Annotated in this window: 14 protein-coding genes; 5 read left to right on the forward strand and 9 right to left on the reverse strand. The window is 43.6% G+C overall.

Going from position 1 to position 19,257, the window contains the following annotated elements:
• The 3 genes from BLS65_RS14790 to BLS65_RS14805 form a co-directional block, all read left to right on the forward strand.
• Window positions 1-244, forward strand: a 244-nt coding sequence (locus BLS65_RS14790; RefSeq protein ID WP_170830146.1) for an ATP-binding protein, incomplete at its 5' end; no start/stop codon positions are given.
• Between the two features lie 814 nt (window positions 245-1,058).
• Window positions 1,059-2,270: a C10 family peptidase gene (locus BLS65_RS14800; RefSeq protein ID WP_092440376.1), complete on the forward strand. Its 1,212-nt coding sequence runs from the start codon at window positions 1,059-1,061 to the stop codon at window positions 2,268-2,270.
• Between the two features lie 12 nt (window positions 2,271-2,282).
• A complete protein-coding gene (locus BLS65_RS14805; RefSeq protein WP_092440378.1) occupies window positions 2,283-2,813 on the forward strand; it encodes a hypothetical protein in 531 nt (176 codons plus the stop codon).
• Window positions 2,814-2,899: 86 nt separating this feature from the next.
• On the opposite strand, the gene BLS65_RS14810 is transcribed toward BLS65_RS14805, so the two are convergent.
• The 5 genes from BLS65_RS14810 to BLS65_RS14830 form a co-directional block, all read right to left on the reverse strand.
• Window positions 2,900-3,787, reverse strand: coding sequence for a class I SAM-dependent methyltransferase (locus tag BLS65_RS14810; protein ID WP_092440380.1), 888 nt, complete (start codon window positions 3,785-3,787; stop codon window positions 2,900-2,902).
• A 1-nt stretch (window position 3,788) separates the two neighbouring features.
• A complete protein-coding gene (locus BLS65_RS14815; protein WP_092440382.1) occupies window positions 3,789-5,606 on the reverse strand; it encodes a peptidase U32 family protein in 1,818 nt (605 codons plus the stop codon).
• A 10-nt stretch (window positions 5,607-5,616) separates the two neighbouring features.
• The gene (locus BLS65_RS14820) at window positions 5,617-6,450 is read right to left on the reverse strand and encodes an HAD family hydrolase (RefSeq protein WP_092440384.1); all 834 of its coding nucleotides are present in this window, start codon (window positions 6,448-6,450) and stop codon (window positions 5,617-5,619) included.
• Window positions 6,451-6,549: 99 nt separating this feature from the next.
• The gene (locus tag BLS65_RS14825) at window positions 6,550-7,533 is read right to left on the reverse strand and encodes a tetratricopeptide repeat protein (protein WP_092440386.1); all 984 of its coding nucleotides are present in this window, start codon (window positions 7,531-7,533) and stop codon (window positions 6,550-6,552) included.
• Between the two features lie 139 nt (window positions 7,534-7,672).
• Complete coding sequence (locus BLS65_RS14830) at window positions 7,673-8,125, reverse strand: nucleoside deaminase (protein WP_092440388.1); 453 nt, start codon at window positions 8,123-8,125, stop codon at window positions 7,673-7,675.
• Window positions 8,126-8,344: 219 nt separating this feature from the next.
• Between BLS65_RS14830 and aspS the strand changes: the two genes are divergently transcribed.
• Window positions 8,345-10,099: an aspartate--tRNA ligase gene (gene aspS, locus BLS65_RS14835; protein WP_092440390.1), complete on the forward strand. Its 1,755-nt coding sequence runs from the start codon at window positions 8,345-8,347 to the stop codon at window positions 10,097-10,099.
• Between the two features lie 197 nt (window positions 10,100-10,296).
• On the opposite strand, the gene BLS65_RS18395 is transcribed toward aspS, so the two are convergent.
• The 4 genes from BLS65_RS18395 to BLS65_RS14850 all read right to left on the reverse strand — a co-directional run bounded on the left by BLS65_RS18395 (window position 10,297) and on the right by BLS65_RS14850 (window position 17,801).
• The gene (locus BLS65_RS18395) at window positions 10,297-10,461 is read right to left on the reverse strand and encodes a hypothetical protein (RefSeq protein WP_170830147.1); all 165 of its coding nucleotides are present in this window, start codon (window positions 10,459-10,461) and stop codon (window positions 10,297-10,299) included.
• A 431-nt stretch (window positions 10,462-10,892) separates the two neighbouring features.
• Window positions 10,893-14,138 (reverse strand): S41 family peptidase, encoded by a 3,246-nt coding sequence (locus tag BLS65_RS14840; protein ID WP_092440392.1) that lies wholly within the window; start codon window positions 14,136-14,138, stop codon window positions 10,893-10,895.
• A gap of 5 nt (window positions 14,139-14,143) precedes the next feature.
• Window positions 14,144-17,434 (reverse strand): S41 family peptidase, encoded by a 3,291-nt coding sequence (locus BLS65_RS14845; RefSeq protein WP_092440394.1) that lies wholly within the window; start codon window positions 17,432-17,434, stop codon window positions 14,144-14,146.
• Window positions 17,435-17,447: 13 nt separating this feature from the next.
• Complete coding sequence (locus tag BLS65_RS14850; protein WP_092440396.1) at window positions 17,448-17,801, reverse strand: carboxymuconolactone decarboxylase family protein; 354 nt, start codon at window positions 17,799-17,801, stop codon at window positions 17,448-17,450.
• A gap of 271 nt (window positions 17,802-18,072) precedes the next feature.
• Between BLS65_RS14850 and BLS65_RS14855 the strand changes: the two genes are divergently transcribed.
• Complete coding sequence (locus BLS65_RS14855; RefSeq protein ID WP_092440398.1) at window positions 18,073-18,603, forward strand: hypothetical protein; 531 nt, start codon at window positions 18,073-18,075, stop codon at window positions 18,601-18,603.
• Window positions 18,604-19,257 lie beyond the last annotated feature (654 nt).

Here is a 19,257-nt window from a genome sequence, read left to right on the forward strand (position 1 = left end):
TGGGTTAACAGCCTTTGACGATCCTGCAAGAAATGCCCTAATGGATATCGTTGAACAGAAATATGACAAGACTTCTATTATCATTGCCGCACAGATACCAGTAAAAAACTGGCATGAAACAATTGGCGAAGGAACCATTGCCGATGCAATTCTAGACCGCATGGTTCACTCTTCACATCGCATTGAATTAACAGGAGAGTCAATGAGAAAAAACAAGATGAAAAAAACTCAAATTAATTCATAAATTTGGTCACGAAATCATCCTTTTTTTGTGGCACAATATCACCGAAACAAGTGGCACAATATCACCGAAATATCAAGGAAACTATTGTTTTAGGTATAATATACTCCCTTTTTAGGTTGTTGGAGGTTCTATTGGATGGCTTACGATGATTTAGAGATTAACTTATGCGATACAAAGCGGTTGTTCGTGATGATTGCTTTTATATTAAAAAGAGGGGCGCAAGCCCCTCTTCTTTTGTTATCGGCTAAAGCGTGCAAACACGCCCAGTGGGAGTTTTTTTTCCTTTGAAATTCGGACTTTAGAGTATTGTATAGGTATCTGATTTCGGAAACTTACTTCTCCACCAGTTTCTAAATTTATATTGCGGGGAGCTATTTCCGGTTCGTTTAAACCTGCTAAAAACATTTCCGAAACCGCTTTTTTAGCTGTTGTGGAGATGCTGAAATAGAGCGTGTTGAAAAATATTTCATCAAATAGTTGAAAATAGCTTGTCACGAAATGGGCAGTTTTGGCATATATAAGTAGAGGGCAACCTCCTGACCAAACCAAGACCGATCATGAAGGAACGCTACTATACCTAGTTTACAAAACACATACAGCCTTACTTAACAATGCTATACGGTTTTTTGCTATGCCATTTAATTGGTGCAGTTCGAATTGTTATGCCATTGCAAACTGTTTGTTACACATTAATATACAATTAATTAACAAATATTCCAATGATATAAATCCTAGTTTTAAAAAATGGGGGGGGTAAATTTGCTAGTGCAAACGGGCTTCCCATTATAACTAGTAACAACTAAACTAATTGCTAATGAAAAATATTTTTTTGAAATGGGTTTTAATAATCTCATTCTTTACAACTGGAATCTTCTTATCTTGTCAGAAGGAGGATTTTAACCCACCTGTTGCCAAATTATCGAAAGGTATATCCACTGTAGAAGCAAAAAGCGTTGCTGTTAACTTTTTCTCTGGAAAAGTTGAAGTTGGAATGCTAAGGGCCAAACCCGTAACAGAGAAACAAGTAAAAGAAGTGTTAATTGTTCCTGATGATTTGAATCAGCCTGCTCTGTATATTGTGAATTTTTCACCAACTGGTTTTGTTATTGTTTCTGCAAGTCAAAAGGAAATGCCAATCTTAGGGTTTTCTGAAGAAACTAACTTTAGCATTGAGAATGCACCTCTAGGGTTACGCGAATGGATTGAGTTGCGGAAGGATAAAATTTCAATGCTTAAGGGAGATAATATTATTATTCCCGTGGAAGTGAAAAGCGAATGGATGAAGTACATTAAGCCGCAAGATCCTGATTATGATCCCGAACTTGACCCTGAAAACCAAGATTACATTACCTCTAGAACCATTGAGAAAGGTCCCCTAATGAAAACAACATGGGGTCAAGGTTCTGGTTATAATACATTTCTCACTCCAATAAATGGACTGTTGCCTCCGACGGGTTGTGTCGCAACCGCGACTGCCCAAGTGATGAAATACCATCAATTCCCAGTGACATATGCTTGGAATACTATGGCAAATAGTTATGGTACATCCGAAACGGCTAAGTTGATGAAGGATGTTGGTATCTCGGTAGGCATGTCTTATGCATTAGATGGTTCTGGTGCGCAAACATCGGATGCAAGAAATGCATTAGTTAGCCAATTTGGCTATTCATCATCTGCCACCTATCAGGTCTACAATGTAAATACTGTTGTAACGGAAATAAGTGCCAATCGTCCTGTCATTTTCGATGGATATGCCACGAAGGATGTTAATGGATGGTGGATTTTCGAGCAAACCAGTTATAGGGATGGTCATGCTTGGGTCTGTGAAGGGTATAGAATAATGGAGTGTTACAAGCAAATATCCGGTACCGTAACTCAGCAATTTGTTTACCTCTACATGAATTGGGGATGGAATGGTCAATATAATGGATATTTTGCCAGTAATAATTTTAACATTACATTCACTGACGGTTCTACCACCAACTTTAAGTATAAAAATCGTTGCATTACCAACATTCACCCTTAAAATTATACTAAAATGAGAACCAAAATGACAATACTCATATCTTATATTCTAACAATATTATTTGTTGGATGTGAAAAAAACGAAAGTAAAGTTGCCCAACAAGCCTTAATTGACATAGGTGTATTAGTCCATTACGTTGATAATGACGGAACCGATTTGCTTGATAGTAGCAAGGTGGATTCGTATAAATCGAGTGGAATGAGACTTTACTTTATGGCTTATGGAAATAAGGTGGAGGTCCCTTTTAACTCAATGCTTGATATGCCGAGGGGATTTAAAGTTGAAAAATCAGAAAGAAATGGTAGTTACGTTGTTAATACACTAATTTATTGTGGTGATACAACTAATCTCATTAACAATGCTGTCAATACTGTCAATTCAGTAACTTATTTGCAACTAGACGAAAAAGTAACTGATACTATCAAATGTGAGATACGAAGGAGAGGTAGCGTTTATATGGAGGTCCAAAAATTGTGGTATAATGGGGAGTTGAAATGGTCGCTTGAAAGTAATACTCCAAGAGAGATAACTATTGAAAAATAGGGAAAAATCTTGGAATAATTGACAATATTTTAACAGAAGGTAAAACATTATAACTTAAAAGAGGGGCGCAAGCCCCTCTTCTTTTGTTATCGGCTGAAGCGTGCAAACACGCCCAGCGGTAGTTTCTTGCCGAGCGAGTCGGGGATAAAGAGTTCGCCGTATTCCAGCTGCTTGGGGTTACCGAAGTATTGCTTGGCTAAGTTCTCGGCAATGATGGATGAGTAGCCCAGCGAGTATAGGTTAAGCACCAGAAAGCTGTTGGTTGGTTTAAGTAACTTGCTGCAACCTTCCAGAATTGCAGCGAGATTGTCCTCAAGCACCCAGCGTTCGCCATTTGGACCGCGTCCGTAGGCCGGTGGATCAAGGATAATGCCGTTATATTGGCTGCCGCGCCTTACCTCACGTTCCACAAACTTAAGAGCGTCGTCGAGCATCCAGCGAATGCCATCGAGGCCGCTCAGCTCCATATTCTCTCGCGCCCACGATACCACCTGCTTTATTGAGTCTACGTGCACTGTTTCGGCGCCGGCTGCACAGGCGGCAAGGGTTGCCCCGCCTGTGTAAGCAAAGAGGTTAAGCACCTTCGGTTTTTCTCCAGTAATGGCCTTGGTTTTTTCGTAAATAAAATCCCAATTGGCTGCCTGCTCGGGGAATACCCCAACATGCTTAAAGGAGGTAAGACCCAATCGCATGGTAAACTTCAGGTCACCGCTGGCGTAGGCAATCTTCCACTGCTCGGGCATGCCGGGCTTAGGAAACCAGTCGCCACGGTCGTCGTTGAACTTGCCTTGGGTGCGTATAAAGCTGGCATTTGCCAACTTTTTCCACTCCTCCTCCGAGAGACCCTTTTCCCAAAGCGCCTGGGGCTCGGGGCGGCGAACCGTGTAATTTCCAAAACGTTCCAACTTTTCGTAACCACCTGAGTCTACCATTTCGTAGTCGCTCCAGCTGGTTTGGGGGCAAAGTAATTTCATCTTATGTTAATTTTATCTTCATTTCACATCGGGGGCAGTCAAACTCTAGCGCTAAGCGTTTTCCGTTGTTCTCAAGGAATAACTTTGCTGGCAACTGTATTTCTTTTGGTGCTCTATCTTTCAGGCAATCGCCCAGCTCGTAGCGAAGGCAATATTTCGTTGTCATTACGGTGTCGCCTGCATTGGAAGGGATAAGTTCATACCCGTCCTGTAGCACCTTACTTCCATGCCGCTCGAAAAATCGCCTGGCATAGCTGTTTACCACGTTACCCGAGAACATCAGCTCTTTTTCGGGGTATGGATGCTGTGTTGGGATGTGCTGCTTTGTTTCTCGGTAATAATTTTTCACGCGTTGTTCTTCTAACGCATTTAGCAACTCTCGTCTTAGTGCGTTTATTCTACCTACGGGGAGGAATGGTGCCGGTGTAGGTTCAATAGACACACCACTTATGTTGAACATTGAGTCACCACCTTTGGAGAGCTGATCGATCCAAGTCTGCGTGGCCTTTTCGGGGTTGGTGGAGGGTGTTGTCTCTTCACCGATTGTTATTGACGCTGCAATACCATCTTCGTCGATAGCAGTGATGGTTAGTCCGCTTTCCATTCCCAGTGTAATGGTGGCATTAACTTTTCGGGACACCTCTCGCGAAAGCGAATCGTTGAACGCCTTATCGAAGTTTCGAAAGACTTCAATTCCTTTGGTTATCCCCTCCATCGAATTGGGGAAAATACGATTCCCTTCTACTTGGTTGATGTTGGTGCCCAGCAGTTGTTGGTTTACGAAGAAGCAAATGCCATCGCCGTTGCTTAACCTTTCGGTGGTATTTATCTTAAAGGAGGAAGCCTCTATGCCAGTGACCAATCCAATTCTCTTTCCAACCGATTTTGGGGTAAAACGCGAGGCCATCTCCTTACGGCTGTCGAGAAAATAGTTAGTAAACCCACGGCTAAAGGAGCGTTCGAGATCGGGGGTAAAGTTGGTTGTTGGATTTCCGGAGGAGGCCTTAGCGAAGGATTCGTTGTTTTCAATGATCTTATCAATAACCGACCGATAGTGCCTTACGGTATTTTTTACATAACCTTCGTCCTTAAGTCTTCCTTCAATTTTAAAGGATGATATGCCTGCTTTGGCAAGCTCTTCGATATGGTTGGTTAGGTTGAGGTCCCGCAGCGAAAGTAGGTGTTGATTCTTTTCAATTCGATTACCCTTATCGTCGATAAGGTTGTATGCCATGCGGCAGGGCTGAGCGCATGCCCCACGGTTGGCGCTACGGCCTGTAAGCGCTTGCGAGAGGTAGCATTGTCCGCTGTAGGAAACGCAGAGTGCTCCATGCACAAACGATTCGAGGGGAACCGATGTGGCTTGGCGAATCTCAGCAATTTGTTTTAGGTTGAGTTCCCTCGCTAGAATTACTCTTGAGAAACCTGCGTTCTCAAGGAACTTACCCTTTTCGGGGGTGGTGTTATTTGTTTGGGTGCTGGCAAAAAGAGGGATGGGAGGTAGAGCGGTTTCCAACAGGCCAAAGTCCTGAATGATTAGCGCATCGATGCCCGAATTCCACGCCTGATGGGCAAGGGCAACGGCTTGCGCTACCTCGTTTTCGTAGAGTAGCGTATTTATGACAAGATAAACCTTAGAGGAATATCGGTGAGCATAGGTGGCCAATTTTTCAATATCGGCAATAGAGTTACCTACGGCAGCTCTAGCACCGAACTTTGGTCCGCCGATGTATACCGCGTCGGCACCGCAATTAATGGCAGCCACACCGGTTTGGTAATCTTTAGCAGGAGCCAGCAGCTCGAGTGGGATTATGGCCATTGGTCTCTTTTTACAGTTCGAAAATATGCTTTAATGCCTTGGCCACTCCGTCTTTGGTTCCTTGGCCGGTCATCATGTTGGCTGCGGCCTTCACCGTTTCACGAGCATTTTCTACAGCTACTCCCATGCCCACAAATTTAATCATCTCTAGGTCGTTGTAGTTGTCGCCAAAAGCTATGGCCTGGAACGGCTCAATAGCGAGGTTGGCCAAAAGGGTTTCTACCCCTTGCCGTTTGTCACATCCCGAAGGGGTAACCTCAAGGTAGGTGTCGGCACTCCGGTATACAGTGGCAACATCGCTAAACTTTTCGGTAATAAGTTTAGCGAATTTATCGATTGTCACCGAAGGGGCCATCACCATCAACTTTTGAAGGTTTGGAACTTCAGAGTCTATTAGCGAAAGCATTGTGTTTCCATCAATAATTTCGGGATGAATTTTGGTGCTGTAAATCTCGTGTTGAGTCCAGCTGTCGTTGCCGTTTACTATCCATCGGTCTTGGTAGTATAGCCCCACATGAAAACCCTCCGTTAGGCTTTGTTCAATGGCGTATCTGGCTACCTCTGATGGGAATGTTTTGGAGTGAAGAATTATGTTCTCGCCGTTAGTATGTTGAATAATTAGAGCCCCGTTGTAGGCAATTAAGGGTGCCGATGGGCAAAGTTTCTCGCTTAAATGCTTAATGGCTGCAGGCATCCTTGCCGATATGAGCACAGTGGGAATATTCTTTTGCTCGAAGAGTTGATGTGCTACCGCAATGGTCTGTTCGGAGATATCCTTCTGTTCGTTTAGAATGGTACCGTCGATATCGGAGAAAATTATACGGTAGTTAATAATTGGATTCATTTTCGATAATTGAATTGAGCGGGCAAAGTTAATTATTTGGAGGGCAATAAAAAAGGCCGGAATGAATCCGACCTCTTTCTCTATTCTTATGAAAGAATTTTATTGGCATTTAAGCACTTCCTTGATTTGATACTCGGAGGCTTCTTTATAGGTGCCAAAAGAGGCTTTTTTGTATGCAGCACACGCGCTAGCATTGTCTGATTTACCAACATAGGCTGCAGCCAAATGGAAGTAGTAACCAGCCTTGATGCTTTCGCTGCTTGTTTCTACTAATGGTAACGCCTTGTTGATGGACTCAATTGCCTCGTCAAACTTCAAAAGTTTGTTGGCCGAAATGGCATAACCAAGGTATGCGTCAGTGTTCTTGTCATCGTATTTGAGAGCAAGGGCGAAATACTTGCAAGCGTCTGCATGGTTTTCATTCTTTTGTTCGGCAACTGCCTTTACTAGAGAATTGTCGCGAGCAGAAACCTGCGCATCCTTAACCTCATCCATTTTATTTGTAGCAGTTCCAACCTCAATTGTTTTATCGAAAGACTCAAGAGCCTTTTCGAGGTTGCCTAACTTCACGTTTGCTAATCCGATTCCAAGGTAGCTCTTAGCATAGTTTGGATCCAGTGCAACAGCCTTACCGTAGTTTTCAATGGCTTTTTCATTTTGACCATCGCGTAGCGAGGCATTTCCAAGGAAGTTGTAGAACTGAGGGATTACCTTTTCAACCTTTTTCTGAGTTTTCTCATCCTTGTATTTAATGGCGAAATCTTTAGCTTTTTCCATTGCTGTAATTGACTCCTCCATTTTCTTTTGGTTGTAGAGACCCATGCCAATGTTGAATTGAACGCTAGGAACTACTCCTTCGGCTTGAACCTTAATATTTTCGGCTTCGGCACCCACTTGGTCGCTAATTTCAATGGCTTTGAGAAACTGGGTAAGTGCTACCGGGTAGTTTTTTTCTTGATTAGCGTTAACACCTAAGTTGAATGCCTCAACTGCTTCCTTGGCTGTTTGGGCTGTGGCCACACTTACACTTAATAGAATTGCCGCTGCGGCTAGAGTTAACGATCGAAATAATTTCTTCTTCATAGTTTTATAGTTGTTATTGTTATTGTCGATTTATGGCTTACGTTATGGGTCTATTATAAACCTTATAAAATTTATCTTTCGGCCACAATTTACAAAGAATTCTGAAAAAACAGAATTTGAATCGAAATTAGAGGTTTAATTAACGTTTTTTGTGAAAGAAAGCCTTCATCATCTTGGATGCTCTAGGGGCTAAAATTCCATAAGAAACTTCTGTTTTTGGGTGGAGCAGGTTGGGGGTAACCAGCGTGTAACCCCGCTTGGGATCACCGGCAGCATAAACCAAACGGCCGAGTTGTGCCCAGTACAGGGCCGCTGCGCACATGGGGCAAGGCTCAACGGTTACATAGAGGGTTGCATCCCCAAGGTATTTCCCTCCTAGTGATGAAGTTGCCGCTGTAATTACTTGCATCTCGGCGTGGGCCGTAGGATCGCTAAGTGCCTCTGTTAGATTGTGAGCACGGGCAACAACCTGTCCTCTAATTACCACTACTGCCCCTATCGGGACTTCGTCGCGAGCCAAGGCTTTTTCGGCTTCTTTGAATGCCTCAGCCATAAATTGTTCGTCTCTACTGATCTCTTCTGCTATAGTCATGAAAAAAAATTAGTTGGGTGAAGCAGGTTTCCTCTGTGATTTATCATCATATTTTCCCATTACAGGGAAGACAATAAAACCGTCTTTTGCTATTAATTTTATTGAATTTGTGGGGGTGATAGTTGCCACGAGGCTGCTTGCTCTGTAATATTTTGAAGTTACTCAAACATGAGGTTGCAATTTTTGTGTTACTTTCGCAAAGTAACAAATAAATGAGAAATGTATAGGACACATACATGTGGTGAGTTGAACCTTACTCAGAAAGGGCAATCCGTTAAGCTTAGCGGTTGGGTTCAACGTGTTCGGCGCCTCGGTGGTATGACTTTTGTCGATCTTCGCGATCGCTATGGCATTACCCAGCTGGTGTGCGGCGAGAATGCTTCTGCAGAGGTAAAGAATATTACAGAGTCGTTGGGTCGTGAGTTTGTAATTCAAGCCACGGGAATCGTTGTAGAACGTTCCAATAAAAACGCCAAAATGGCAACCGGGAACATCGAGATTCAGCTGGACGAACTGAAAATTCTACATAAATCTGAAGTGCCTCCGTTTACCATTGAGGACGAATCGGATGGTGGAGATGAAATTCGGATGAAGTATCGCTACCTTGATCTTCGAAGAAACCCACTTCAAAAGGCAATGGCCTTGAGGCATCGTATGGCTCAGGAAGTCAGGCATTACCTTGATCAGATCAACTTTATTGAAATAGAAACACCATACTTGATCAAGTCCACTCCGGAGGGTGCTCGTGACTTTGTGGTTCCATCCCGCATGAACCAAGGTGAGTTTTATGCGCTACCACAATCGCCTCAAAGCTTTAAGCAGCTGCTCATGGTTTCTGGTTTCGACCGCTATTTCCAGATTGTACGCTGCTTCCGCGACGAGGACCTTCGCGCCGATCGTCAACCTGAGTTTACACAGATCGACTGCGAAATGGCATTTGTGGAGCAGGAGGATGTGTTGAACACCTTTGAGGGAATGGCTAAGCACCTGTTTAAAGTAGTAAAAGGGGTTGATATCGACTATGCTTTTCCTCGCATGACTTATGCTGTGGCTATGGAGAGGTATGGTTCCGATAAGCCTGATATTCGCTTTGGCATGGAAATTCACGACTTGGGAAGCTTGGCTCGTGGAAAAGATTTTAAGGTTGTAGATGAAGCTGAGTTTGTGGGTGGCATCTGTGCTCCCAATTGTGGTGAATATAGCCGCAAACAGCTCGACGAACTCACCTTGTGGGTTCAGCGTCCGCAGGTGGGAGCGAAGGGGCTTATTTACGCTAAATGGCAGAGCGATGGCACCATTAAGTCGTCGGTGGATAAATTTTACAGTCAGGAGGATCTTGAAGGTTGGTTTAAGCACCTTGGCGGAAAAAAGGGCGACCTTTTGCTCGTGCTCACTGGTGCTCGAAATAAAATGCTTAGTGCTCTTGGAGATCTTCGTCTTGAGATGGGAAACCGTTTGGATTTAAGGCCGAAGGATGTGTTTGCTCCAATGTGGGTTGTTGACTTTCCTTTGTTTGAGTGGGATGAGGAAACCAAGCGATTCTATGCCATGCACCACCCATTTACTTCACCAAAACTCGAGGATATCCATCTCTTTGAATCCGATCCGGGAAAAGTGAGGGCAAATGCTTACGACTTTGTAGTGAATGGTGTCGAGATTGGTGGCGGGTCCATTCGTATTCACGACTCGGAACTCCAGCGGTTAATGTTTAAACAGCTTGGGTTTACCGAAAAGGAGGCCGAGAATCAGTTTGGATTTATCATTAACGCTTTCCGTTACGGTGCACCGCCCCATGGTGGTATTGCTTTCGGATTTGACAGGTGGTGCGCCATCTTTGGTGGATCCGACTCCATTCGAGATTATATCGCTTTCCCCAAGAATAATTCGGGACGAGATTTGATGGCCGATTCACCATCGTCGATTTCGGAACTGCAACTAAAGGAACTTGCCTTAAAGTTGAATCCTAACAGCTAAATATAGAAACCTGCTTCGGCAGGTTTTTTTATTTTGGCTCTAGGTGTTGCTCCGATTTTTTAAATGGAGATTATTTCAGTTGTTTCTGATTTTGTGTTGTGCTTAATCCTGAAATAAGCGGATTATACTCTTTTATATAGAAATGAAAAGACCTGCCAAGGAGGCAGGTCTTTTAATTCTTTTCAGAATGGTGTTAATTACTGAGCAACAACAGTTGTGTCAACAGCGGTAGTATCAACAACAGTGTTGGTATCAACCATTACAGTTGAGTCAACAGCAACCTCGGTAGTTGCAGTGTTAGAGCTGCAAGCAAACATAGAAACCATTCCGGCAATCATTAGCAGTTGTGCAAATCTTTTCATCTTGTTAATTTTTAAAAGTTAAGGTTTGAAGGTTTGAAAATCACGATGCAAAAATATACGAATTATCAATGCGTTGTTCTCTAAATGGCATAAATATTTTCATATTTTTTATTTTGTTCAAAAACAGGCGGCTTTTTTCTGATAAATACTACTTCTCAATCGTTTGCACTGTAATCAATATGGACATAACTGTTCATCAAAAATATTTTTAAAACGAAGGTTTAATTTTTTTTTTGTGTAGTGATTTTTTATGATGTATGGCAATCTGGCTCTTATAACCGATCCGAAAGTTGGAAAACCATCTAGTTTCCAGATGACAATTTCTTTTATATGCTTGAATTTTATAGTTTTGTATAGAGAATAATTCAAACCGTATCGAATTACAAAAAAAGCCAGCTGTTTTCAGCCGGCTTTTTTTGGTTACAATACAATTATTTTTTCTTTTGGTCTATTTGGCGTAGTAGTTCTTCTACCGCTTTAACAATTTGCTGATCTTTTCCTGATACTATTACGGATGGATCATTCGCAACTTTAAAGTCGGGCTCCAGTTGCTGGTTCTCGAGAAATTTGCCATTATCATCGATGTAACCAACCACGGGAATGCCAAAATATAGCGTGGGATCTTGGAGAGTTTCCCACCAAACGCTACTCATGGTACCGGGAACCGGCATTCCTACCAGTTTTCCAATCCCCATCTTTTGGTATACCCAAGGGGTTCCGTGGGCGTTGGAGTAATTGGATTCACTAATGAGCATGATGGATGGCTTTTTCCAGCGCTTGCGGGGTTGTTCTCCGATTTTTTGGCCTCGCGGAACTTGATCGAGGTATTTCTTTCCACTAAAGAGCACTTCAATGTCTTCGTGGAGGTGTCCGCCCCCGTTATAGCGGGTGTCGATTACAATACCTTCGCGGTTATTGTATTTGCCAAAAACGTCGGAATAGGTTGTTCTATAGCTGGGCTCATTCATACCTCTAATATGCACGTATCCTAATCGGCCTTTGGAAAGGCTATCAACTTCATGCTTGCGGTTGTTTACCCATCGCTGGTAAAGAAGTTCACTTTCTTGGGCGGTCGAAATCGGCTCAATTACCTCATCCCATTGGCTTCCGGTTTTAGGATCGCGAATGGATATCAGGGTTTTTTGTCCATTCTTTCGGTTGAGCAGCGGGCTTAGGTCTTGACCTTCTGCAATGGAAAGGCCATTTATTTTCTCGACAATACAGCCGGCTGTGATTTTGGATTCTGCCTTTTTAAAGGGTCCTTTTGCAAGAACTTCAGCAACGCGCATTCCTGCTCCTCTGTAGTTGAGGTCGTAAATGAGCCCGAGTGAGGCAATCTTGTCGCCGGAAGGATCGTTTGCCCTATAGCCCGAGCCAGAGTGGGAACAGTTCAACTCACCCAGCATCTCCGAGAGCATCTCTGCAAAATCGTAGTTGTTGTTGATGTAGGGTAAGAATTTGCGGTATTCATTTTTGTAGTATTTCCAGTCCACGCCCTGAAGGTCGATTCGGAAAAATTTCTCCTCCACTTGGCGGCCAATGTGGTTGAACATGTAATCCATCTCCTTGGGATGGTTTATGGTCATGTCTGCACTATAGCTTATGGCGGTTTTCTTTTCCGAAGATATTTCGATTTTGGAGGAAGAGTTGCCCGAAAGCACGAAGAGGTTTTTGCCTTCTTTATCGAGGGCAAGGCTACCTCCACGGCCGTTTAACTTCACCATTACCTTAGTCTCTTTCTTTCGGATATCGGTTGCCCATAAGTCGTATCCTCCCTCAAATTTTGTGAGGTAAAATAGTTTTTCCCCATCGTTGGAAAGGATGGCGTCAGAAATATCGGAGGAGTTAATGGTAAGTCTAACGATGCGATCCTCAGTGCTAGAGAAGTCTATATTAAGGGGTTCTGTCTTTTTTGTTCCCTTGGTGCTATCATCCTTTGCAGCATCTTTCTTTTTGGCATCGGTATCCTTCTTCTCTTGATCCTTGAGCAGGTCGTAATCTTCCTTGGAGAGCATGAAGCGGTCGAAAGCCTTTTGGTTTATGAAGAACGCATAAACATCACGTTGAGCACCCCAGCCAGCTTGACTAACCATGCCTTCTCGTTCTGAAAGCCAAATAATTGCATCGCCCTTCATAACCCAACTGGGGTTTGTTTCGGAGTAGCCGCTTTCGGTAATGTTGATGGCTGCTTTTCCTCCCTCGGCGCTAACTATTCCAATATCGGTGTGGGGATGACGCATCTTATCGTTGTAAGATATTGCGAACCATTTGCTATCAGGCGACCAGTTATAATCAACATCGCCATCGCTGTAGCTAAAGGTCTTCGAACCATCGGTAATCTCTCTTACTTTTTTGGAAGCAAGGTTAATAACCTTCAACTTGGTTCTGCTCTCGAGAAAGGCTACCTCCTTACCATCGGGTGAAAATTTTGGAAAGAACGTTTCTTCCTTTGTCTCCAGTAGGGGCTCCTCGGTGATGAGTGTGGCGGTCGCAAAATTTGGTTCGCCTGTTCTTTCCCGCTTAGCAAGGTAGATGTTCCAACTTCCGTTGCGTTCGCTCGCGTAAACAAGCGTCTTACCATCGGGGCTGAAACTTACCGACCGCTCTTGTTCCGCTGTTTCGGTAATTCGTTTGGTTGTGGCGTAATCGGATGAGGTAACGAAAACCTCACCTCGAATAATCAGGGCAATTTCCTTGCCATCGCTTGAAACCGCTGCCTCGGAAGCCCCGTTTGAAAGTTTTAAGGCTTCAATATCATTCTCACTGGCATCGGTTGCAATGGTTACGCCTACTTTAGATGGAGTGCCACCGGGTTGCTGTGTATAAATTTCGCCGCGGTAGCCATAGCACAGTATTCCATTGTTGGTTGCCGAAAGGAATCGAACTGGGTTTTTCTCAAAAGAGGTTACCTGAGTGGTCTTTTCGGGAGCATTCAAAGGAAATGACCAAACGTTCATCGTTCCGGAACGCTCACTCAGAAAGAATACATTTTCCCCAACCGCAATTGGCTGACGATCTTCGGCCGGATTCTGTGTGAGTTTCTTATACTGATTTGTGGCAAAGGTATGGCTCCACAAGTCTCGGGTTACGCTGGAAGTGTGGTGTTTCCGCCAATCGTTCTCCTGACCTTTAATATCGTTATACAGAAGCATCTTTCCGTTGTCGGCATACATTACGTTTTCTGCTGAAACTGCAAGTAGCTGGACAGGTCTATTTTGATCGAGTGCGACCGAGTAGAGTTCGGGTAGGTAGCGGGCAGGGAACATGGCACTATTAGCCGGATCCTGAATAGTTGCCCCAAATATTACCTGTTTGCCATCTGGCGAAAAGGTAAATGGGATATCTTCCGAAGGGCTGGTGGTGAGCCTTTTGGGCGTTCCGCCTTCAGTTGGCACTATAAATACATCCATATTGCCAAATCGATCGGAAGCAAAGGCAATAGTTTTGCTGTCGGCCGACCATACTGGATTGAAATCGTAGGCTGGATTTGTGGTGAGGGCTGTTGCCGGCCCTCCTTTGGTTGCTATCGTATACAAGTCACCTTTGAAGGAGAACACAATGGTTGATCCATCGGGCGAAATTGCCGGATACCTCATCCATAGTGGATTTGTATCCTGAGCAAAGCAGCTGAGGCTCATAAGAGCCCCAACCACTGCAGTGATCATTTTGTTTATCATACTGATTATTTTTTACTATCGAGTTCTTTTAGCAACTCATCCACTGCGGCCTTAAGCTGGCTGTCGATACCGTTGGTCATATCTTCAGGAAGATTTGGCATTAGAACATCTGGTTTGAGTTCTTTATTCTCAAGGTATTGGCCATTGAGGTCTTTTACGCCCATCTCAGGAATACCAAAGTAGAGAGTTGGGTCTTGGAGTGTTTCCCACCAAACGGCGGTCATGGTTCCTGCAACAGGCATACCAATCAACTTGCCTATCCCCAGTGCGTTGTAGGTGAATGGAAAACCATGAGCATCGCTATAGTTCCCTTCGTTCATAATAACGACTGAAGGTTTACACCACTTATTCGTTGACTCTTGGCCTACATATTGCCCTCTTGGTTCGAAGGTGGCATACTTTCGGCCACTGAGTAGGGTAGCCAAGTCGTCATGGAGCCAACCACCACCATTGAAACGGGTGTCCACAATAAGGGCTTCTTTATCGTTATACTTTCCAAAAATATTGGAGTAAATAGTCCTAAAGCTCTGGCTATCCATGCCCTTTACGTGCACGTAGCCTAAGCGACCACCCGAGAGTTTCTCAACGGCGGCTTCGCGGCTCTTCACCCAACGCTTGTATAGCAACTCGTTTTCGACACCGTTGGAAATGGATTTTACTTTCTCTTCCCAGCGCTTTCCTGTAGTTGGATTCATTAGGGAAATAAGAATGTTAGTGCCCACTTTGCGGTTTAGCAGTTTGTAAAAATCGTCGCCAGCCTTTATGACATTGCCATCGATCTTTTCGATGATAGTGCCCGGAGTAACTTTTTCCTTGGTAAGCGAAAGCGGTCCCTGCTCGATGACCTCTGCCACTTTTAACCCATCGCCGGTGTAGTTTATGTCGAAGAACGCGCCAATCGAGGCAGTGGGTTCACCATTTTCGGGGGTGAAACGATAGCCTGAGCCCGTATGTGAGGCGTTGAGTTCACCCAGCAACTCCGAAAGCATTTCAGAAAAGTCGAAGTTGTTGTTGATATGAGGCAGAAATTGCTTGTAGTTTTCTTTATAGTAAACCCAATCGACTCCGTGGAGGTTTGGATCATAGAATTTGTCCTTCGCTTGTCTCCATACATGTTCAAATAGATATGCTCTCTCTTCTGCTGGTTTTAGTTCTTGCTGCGCCTTGAAACTTGTAGGTGTAATCTTTCCAGTGGAGATTTCTACCTTCTGAATTTTTCCACTCGACAGGAAGAATAGATTTTTGCCCTCCTTGTCCATGGTAAGGTTGCTGTTATTTCCTTTAATCTTGGCGACCAACTTAGTCTCGTTTTCGCGGAAATCGTTTACCCAAAGGTCGAAGCCACCTTCGAAGCGAGCTAGGTAGTAAAGTTTATCACCCTCGGGGGCTAAAAGTGCGCCTGAAATATCGGCCGAATTAATGGTAAGCCGCTTCACCCTTTCATCCAAGCCGTCGAATTGAATAACTATCGGTTCGAATTCTGGTTTTTTTACTTCAGGTTTCGCCTCATCTTTCTTCGACTTGCCTTTTTTTGCCTTTGTCTTATCTTTTTCGGCCTTCTCTGCTTTTTCCTTTTCCTCTTTATCGGTTTTCTTTTTCTCTTTTAGCAACGCGTAATCTTCTTTGGAGAGATTAAACTCTTCCATTGCCTCTAGGGTAAAGAACATAGCGTATACATCCTCCTGAGAACCCCAACTTCCATGGCTACGTAAGCCAGCTCGGTCGGAGAACCAAATCATAGCCTTTCCGCCCATTGCCCATTGTGGGTTGGCATCGGAATATCCACTGTGGGTAAGGTTAACGATTTTTCCACTTCCATCTGCTGGCACCAATCCTGCATCGGTGGAGGTCCATCGGCCGCTCTCAAAGTACTTAACCAGAAACCATTTTCCATCTGGAGACCATTCGTAGTATTGATCGCCATCGGAGTAACTATAGTTGTATTTTCCATCAAGAATCGTTCTTACTGCCTTGTTTTCGAGGTTGATGACTCTTAATGTGGTTCTGTTCTCGAGAAAGGCAACCTCTTTCCCATTGGGGGAGAATTGGGGTTGGAAGGATTCCTGGTCCGATTCTAAGACAGGCTCTTCTTTGAGTAGGGTAGAAACAGCGAACAGTGGTTCGTCTTTATTAATGATAGTAGTTTTGTAGAGGTTCCAGCTGTTGTTTCGCTCGCCGGCATAAAGAAGGGTTCTTCCGTCGGGGCTAAAGCTAACCGAACGCTCTTGTTCGGGAGTGTTGGTTATGCGTCGGGTGGTGCTGTAATCGCTGCTGGTAACGTAAATATCGCCGCGAACAACAAGGGCAACCTCTTTCCCCGACTTGGCAACGGTCATTTCCGTAGCTTCGGAGCTAATGTCGGCGTATTCTACTGGAGGTTCTACTTGGTCGGTATGAAGAATTACTGAAATCTTGGTTGGTTGGCCACCAGGCTTAAGGGTGTAGATATCGCCGTTGTAGCCATAGCAAAGGGTTTCGTCGTTTGCAACGGAAAGGAATCGAACGGGGTTCTTGGTATGAAAGGAGAGTTGTTTTGGTTCGCTGGTGGCAGCTAAGTTGCCTTCAAAAACGTTGAATGATCCTGCTCGTTCGGTCAAGTAATAATACTTGTTGGGGGTTGAGGTAAGTATTGGATTACGATCTTCACCGTTGAAATCCGTAACCTTTGTGTGTTTTTGTGTTTTAATGTCGTAAATCCAAATGTCGCGAGCAACGGAGGAGGTGTGGTGTTTGCGCCAGGCATTTTCGTAACCCTTCAAATCTTGGTAGATAATTTTGCTGCCATCCTTGCTGTACTGAGCCAGTTCGGCGGGAGTAGTGAGGATCTGAGTATATCTTCCTCCAGAAATGGGAACGGAATACAGTTCGGAAAGTGCCGCGCTGGGAAATTGAACGTTACTTGGACTATCGGCAATTTGCCCGGTGAACAATACTGAATTGCCATCGGGAGCAAAACAGGTTGGCGTTTCGTTTTTTGAAAGGAAAGTGAGTCGTGTGGGCGTGCCACCATTCGCTGCCATCACAAAGATGTCAAAACTGCCAAACCGGTTGGAGGAAAACGCAATAGTTTTCCCGTTTGGCGACCATACAGGTTGGAAGTCGTAGGCTGGATTGGTGGTAATTTGTTTGGCAACACCGCCGGTTGTGGGTATTGTGAATATATCCCCTTTGTAAGTAAATGCGATGGTTGTGCCATCGGGAGAAATGGTCGGGTACCTCATCCAGCGTGGCTCTTCTGCCTTTACTTGGCTACACAATACGAGGAGCACAAGCGTAGTAATTGCTTTTAAATTCATATAGGTAGGATTATTATTTCTCAATTGTACTTTCTAATTCTTCCCAAAACTCCAAAGCCCTTCGGGTGTGAGGAATTACGATTGTTCCTCCTACAAGATTGGCCACGGCAAAAATCTCCAGAATTTCCGGTTTGGTAACTCCTTGCTCAAAGCATTTTTCGAGATGGTATTTAACACAATCGTCGCAACGGAGCACCATTGAACTAACCAATCCAAGCATCTCTTTTGTTGTTGAACTTAGAGCGCCGTCCGTGTAAGTATTGGTGTCGAGGTTAAAAATGCGTTTTATAATCAGGTTGTCAGTAGCGAGGAGACGCTTGTTCATCATGGTTCTGTATTCGCGAAACTCTTTAATTTTCTGGCTCATTGCGTTGTGTTTTAAGTTGACTGATTGGAGTATTTATCCTAAAAAAGGTTTAACCCGTAGGTTAATGCAAGAAAAGAAAAAATGTGTATTCTTTTCCTTTTGTTGATTTTTAATTGTGTTTGTTTTTGACTTGATTTCCCCCGATATAATAAATAAATTTAGATTGAGTTAACTTTAGTTGTATTTTTAAGAAAATAGTATTTAATTTGTAATGAGGTTATTGTATTTGTATATTACAAGACCGCTGATTTATAATATCAAAAAAAACGCTATGAAAAAAATCGTCCTCTCCGACAATGAAGTAGCTGATTTCAAAGCATTTTGTCTTAGTGAATTAGAGAAAAGTCACGCACGGGTTCGTCAAATCCAAGCTATTCTTGGACACCTGGGTACTGATGTTTCGGATATTCTCACAGAAGAGATGCCAGTTACTTTTACAAAACAAAATCGCACTGAAGCCATTAATGAGGCTGATGTGAACCAAAAGAAGAAGAAAAATCGCCGCAAGAAGAAAAAAGTAAAGTGGTCCGATTTTATTCTAACTACCATTAAGAACAAAGAAACTGTAATGTTGGCCAATGAGATTATTCAAGCAGCCTACGATGAGTTTGAAGTTCCTGATGATGAGAAGCAGAAAGTGAGAATGTCACTCTCGAGCATCCTTACTCGCATGCTTAACCAAGAGAAGGTTCTTAGAACCTATGCTGTTGATGGCATTAGAGGTAGATTCTATGGTGTTGCTGAATGGTTCAACGACAAGCAAGAACTTGCAAAAGAGATTAAGGACAAGTTGGTTGTTTAACTTCAGTCTTAGATACGATTTCAAAAAGCCCTCTTCGGAGGGCTTTTCGTTTGCCCTTAACCGCTATCACTGCATCAAGGGAAAAGAGAAAGTAGAAACTACATCTGCTCCTTATTGAATTACATTCTATCCGCTGAACAAAGAGATTCAATCATGGGCATATTCCTTGTATTTGTATATGGTAAGGATTAAACTTGGTTCAATATAAGAATACGATTTTTTGGCAGGACGGCTTTTCTTTATTGTTACGGTAGAATGAAAGGGGTGATTTTATTATTCATCGGTCACTTTCTTTTCCTAGACATTTAGTATATTACCTTAAATCCGCAGGTCGATTGCTAGGTTTTAAATCTTAGCGTATTTAGGTTTGCTTGGTGGATATTTTGCCATTTTTTTGGTTCGACATAGCCCTTCTTTGCGTCACTTCTTCCGTTTTTCGCTCCCCCTATGGTTTGCAACTTCCTTTTTTGGAAGCCTGCAACAATAAAAACCGTAACGAACCGTAAGTGTCAGGTATTCAATTACTAGCTATTGAGGCGCGGGCATACCTTTCCCATTGGGCACAGCAGCGTGGCCGCTTCACTCCAGCAGCAGGTGGTATTTCTTGGCCGAAAAGAGCTTTAGGATGCGCTGTCGTCCCCGCATTATCCACTT

It is taken from the genome of Williamwhitmania taraxaci, assembly GCF_900096565.1.
GTDB lineage: Bacteria > Bacteroidota > Bacteroidia > Bacteroidales > Williamwhitmaniaceae > Williamwhitmania > Williamwhitmania taraxaci.

Coding starts and splice junctions, on each gene's coding strand:
- BLS65_RS14800 (WP_092440376.1), top strand. CDS start 1,059: ATGAAAAATATTTTTTTGAAATGGGTTTTAATAATCTCATTCTTTACA.
- BLS65_RS14805 (WP_092440378.1), top strand. CDS start 2,283: ATGAGAACCAAAATGACAATACTCATATCTTATATTCTAACAATATTA.
- BLS65_RS14810 (WP_092440380.1), bottom strand. CDS start 3,787: ATGAAATTACTTTGCCCCCAAACCAGCTGGAGCGACTACGAAATGGTA.
- BLS65_RS14815 (WP_092440382.1), bottom strand. CDS start 5,606: ATGGCCATAATCCCACTCGAGCTGCTGGCTCCTGCTAAAGATTACCAA.
- BLS65_RS14820 (WP_092440384.1), bottom strand. CDS start 6,450: ATGAATCCAATTATTAACTACCGTATAATTTTCTCCGATATCGACGGT.
- BLS65_RS14825 (WP_092440386.1), bottom strand. CDS start 7,533: ATGAAGAAGAAATTATTTCGATCGTTAACTCTAGCCGCAGCGGCAATT.
- BLS65_RS14830 (WP_092440388.1), bottom strand. CDS start 8,125: ATGACTATAGCAGAAGAGATCAGTAGAGACGAACAATTTATGGCTGAG.
- aspS (WP_092440390.1), top strand. CDS start 8,345: ATGTATAGGACACATACATGTGGTGAGTTGAACCTTACTCAGAAAGGG.
- BLS65_RS18395 (WP_170830147.1), bottom strand. CDS start 10,461: ATGAAAAGATTTGCACAACTGCTAATGATTGCCGGAATGGTTTCTATG.
- BLS65_RS14840 (WP_092440392.1), bottom strand. CDS start 14,138: ATGATAAACAAAATGATCACTGCAGTGGTTGGGGCTCTTATGAGCCTC.
- BLS65_RS14845 (WP_092440394.1), bottom strand. CDS start 17,434: ATGAATTTAAAAGCAATTACTACGCTTGTGCTCCTCGTATTGTGTAGC.
- BLS65_RS14850 (WP_092440396.1), bottom strand. CDS start 17,801: ATGAGCCAGAAAATTAAAGAGTTTCGCGAATACAGAACCATGATGAAC.
- BLS65_RS14855 (WP_092440398.1), top strand. CDS start 18,073: ATGAAAAAAATCGTCCTCTCCGACAATGAAGTAGCTGATTTCAAAGCA.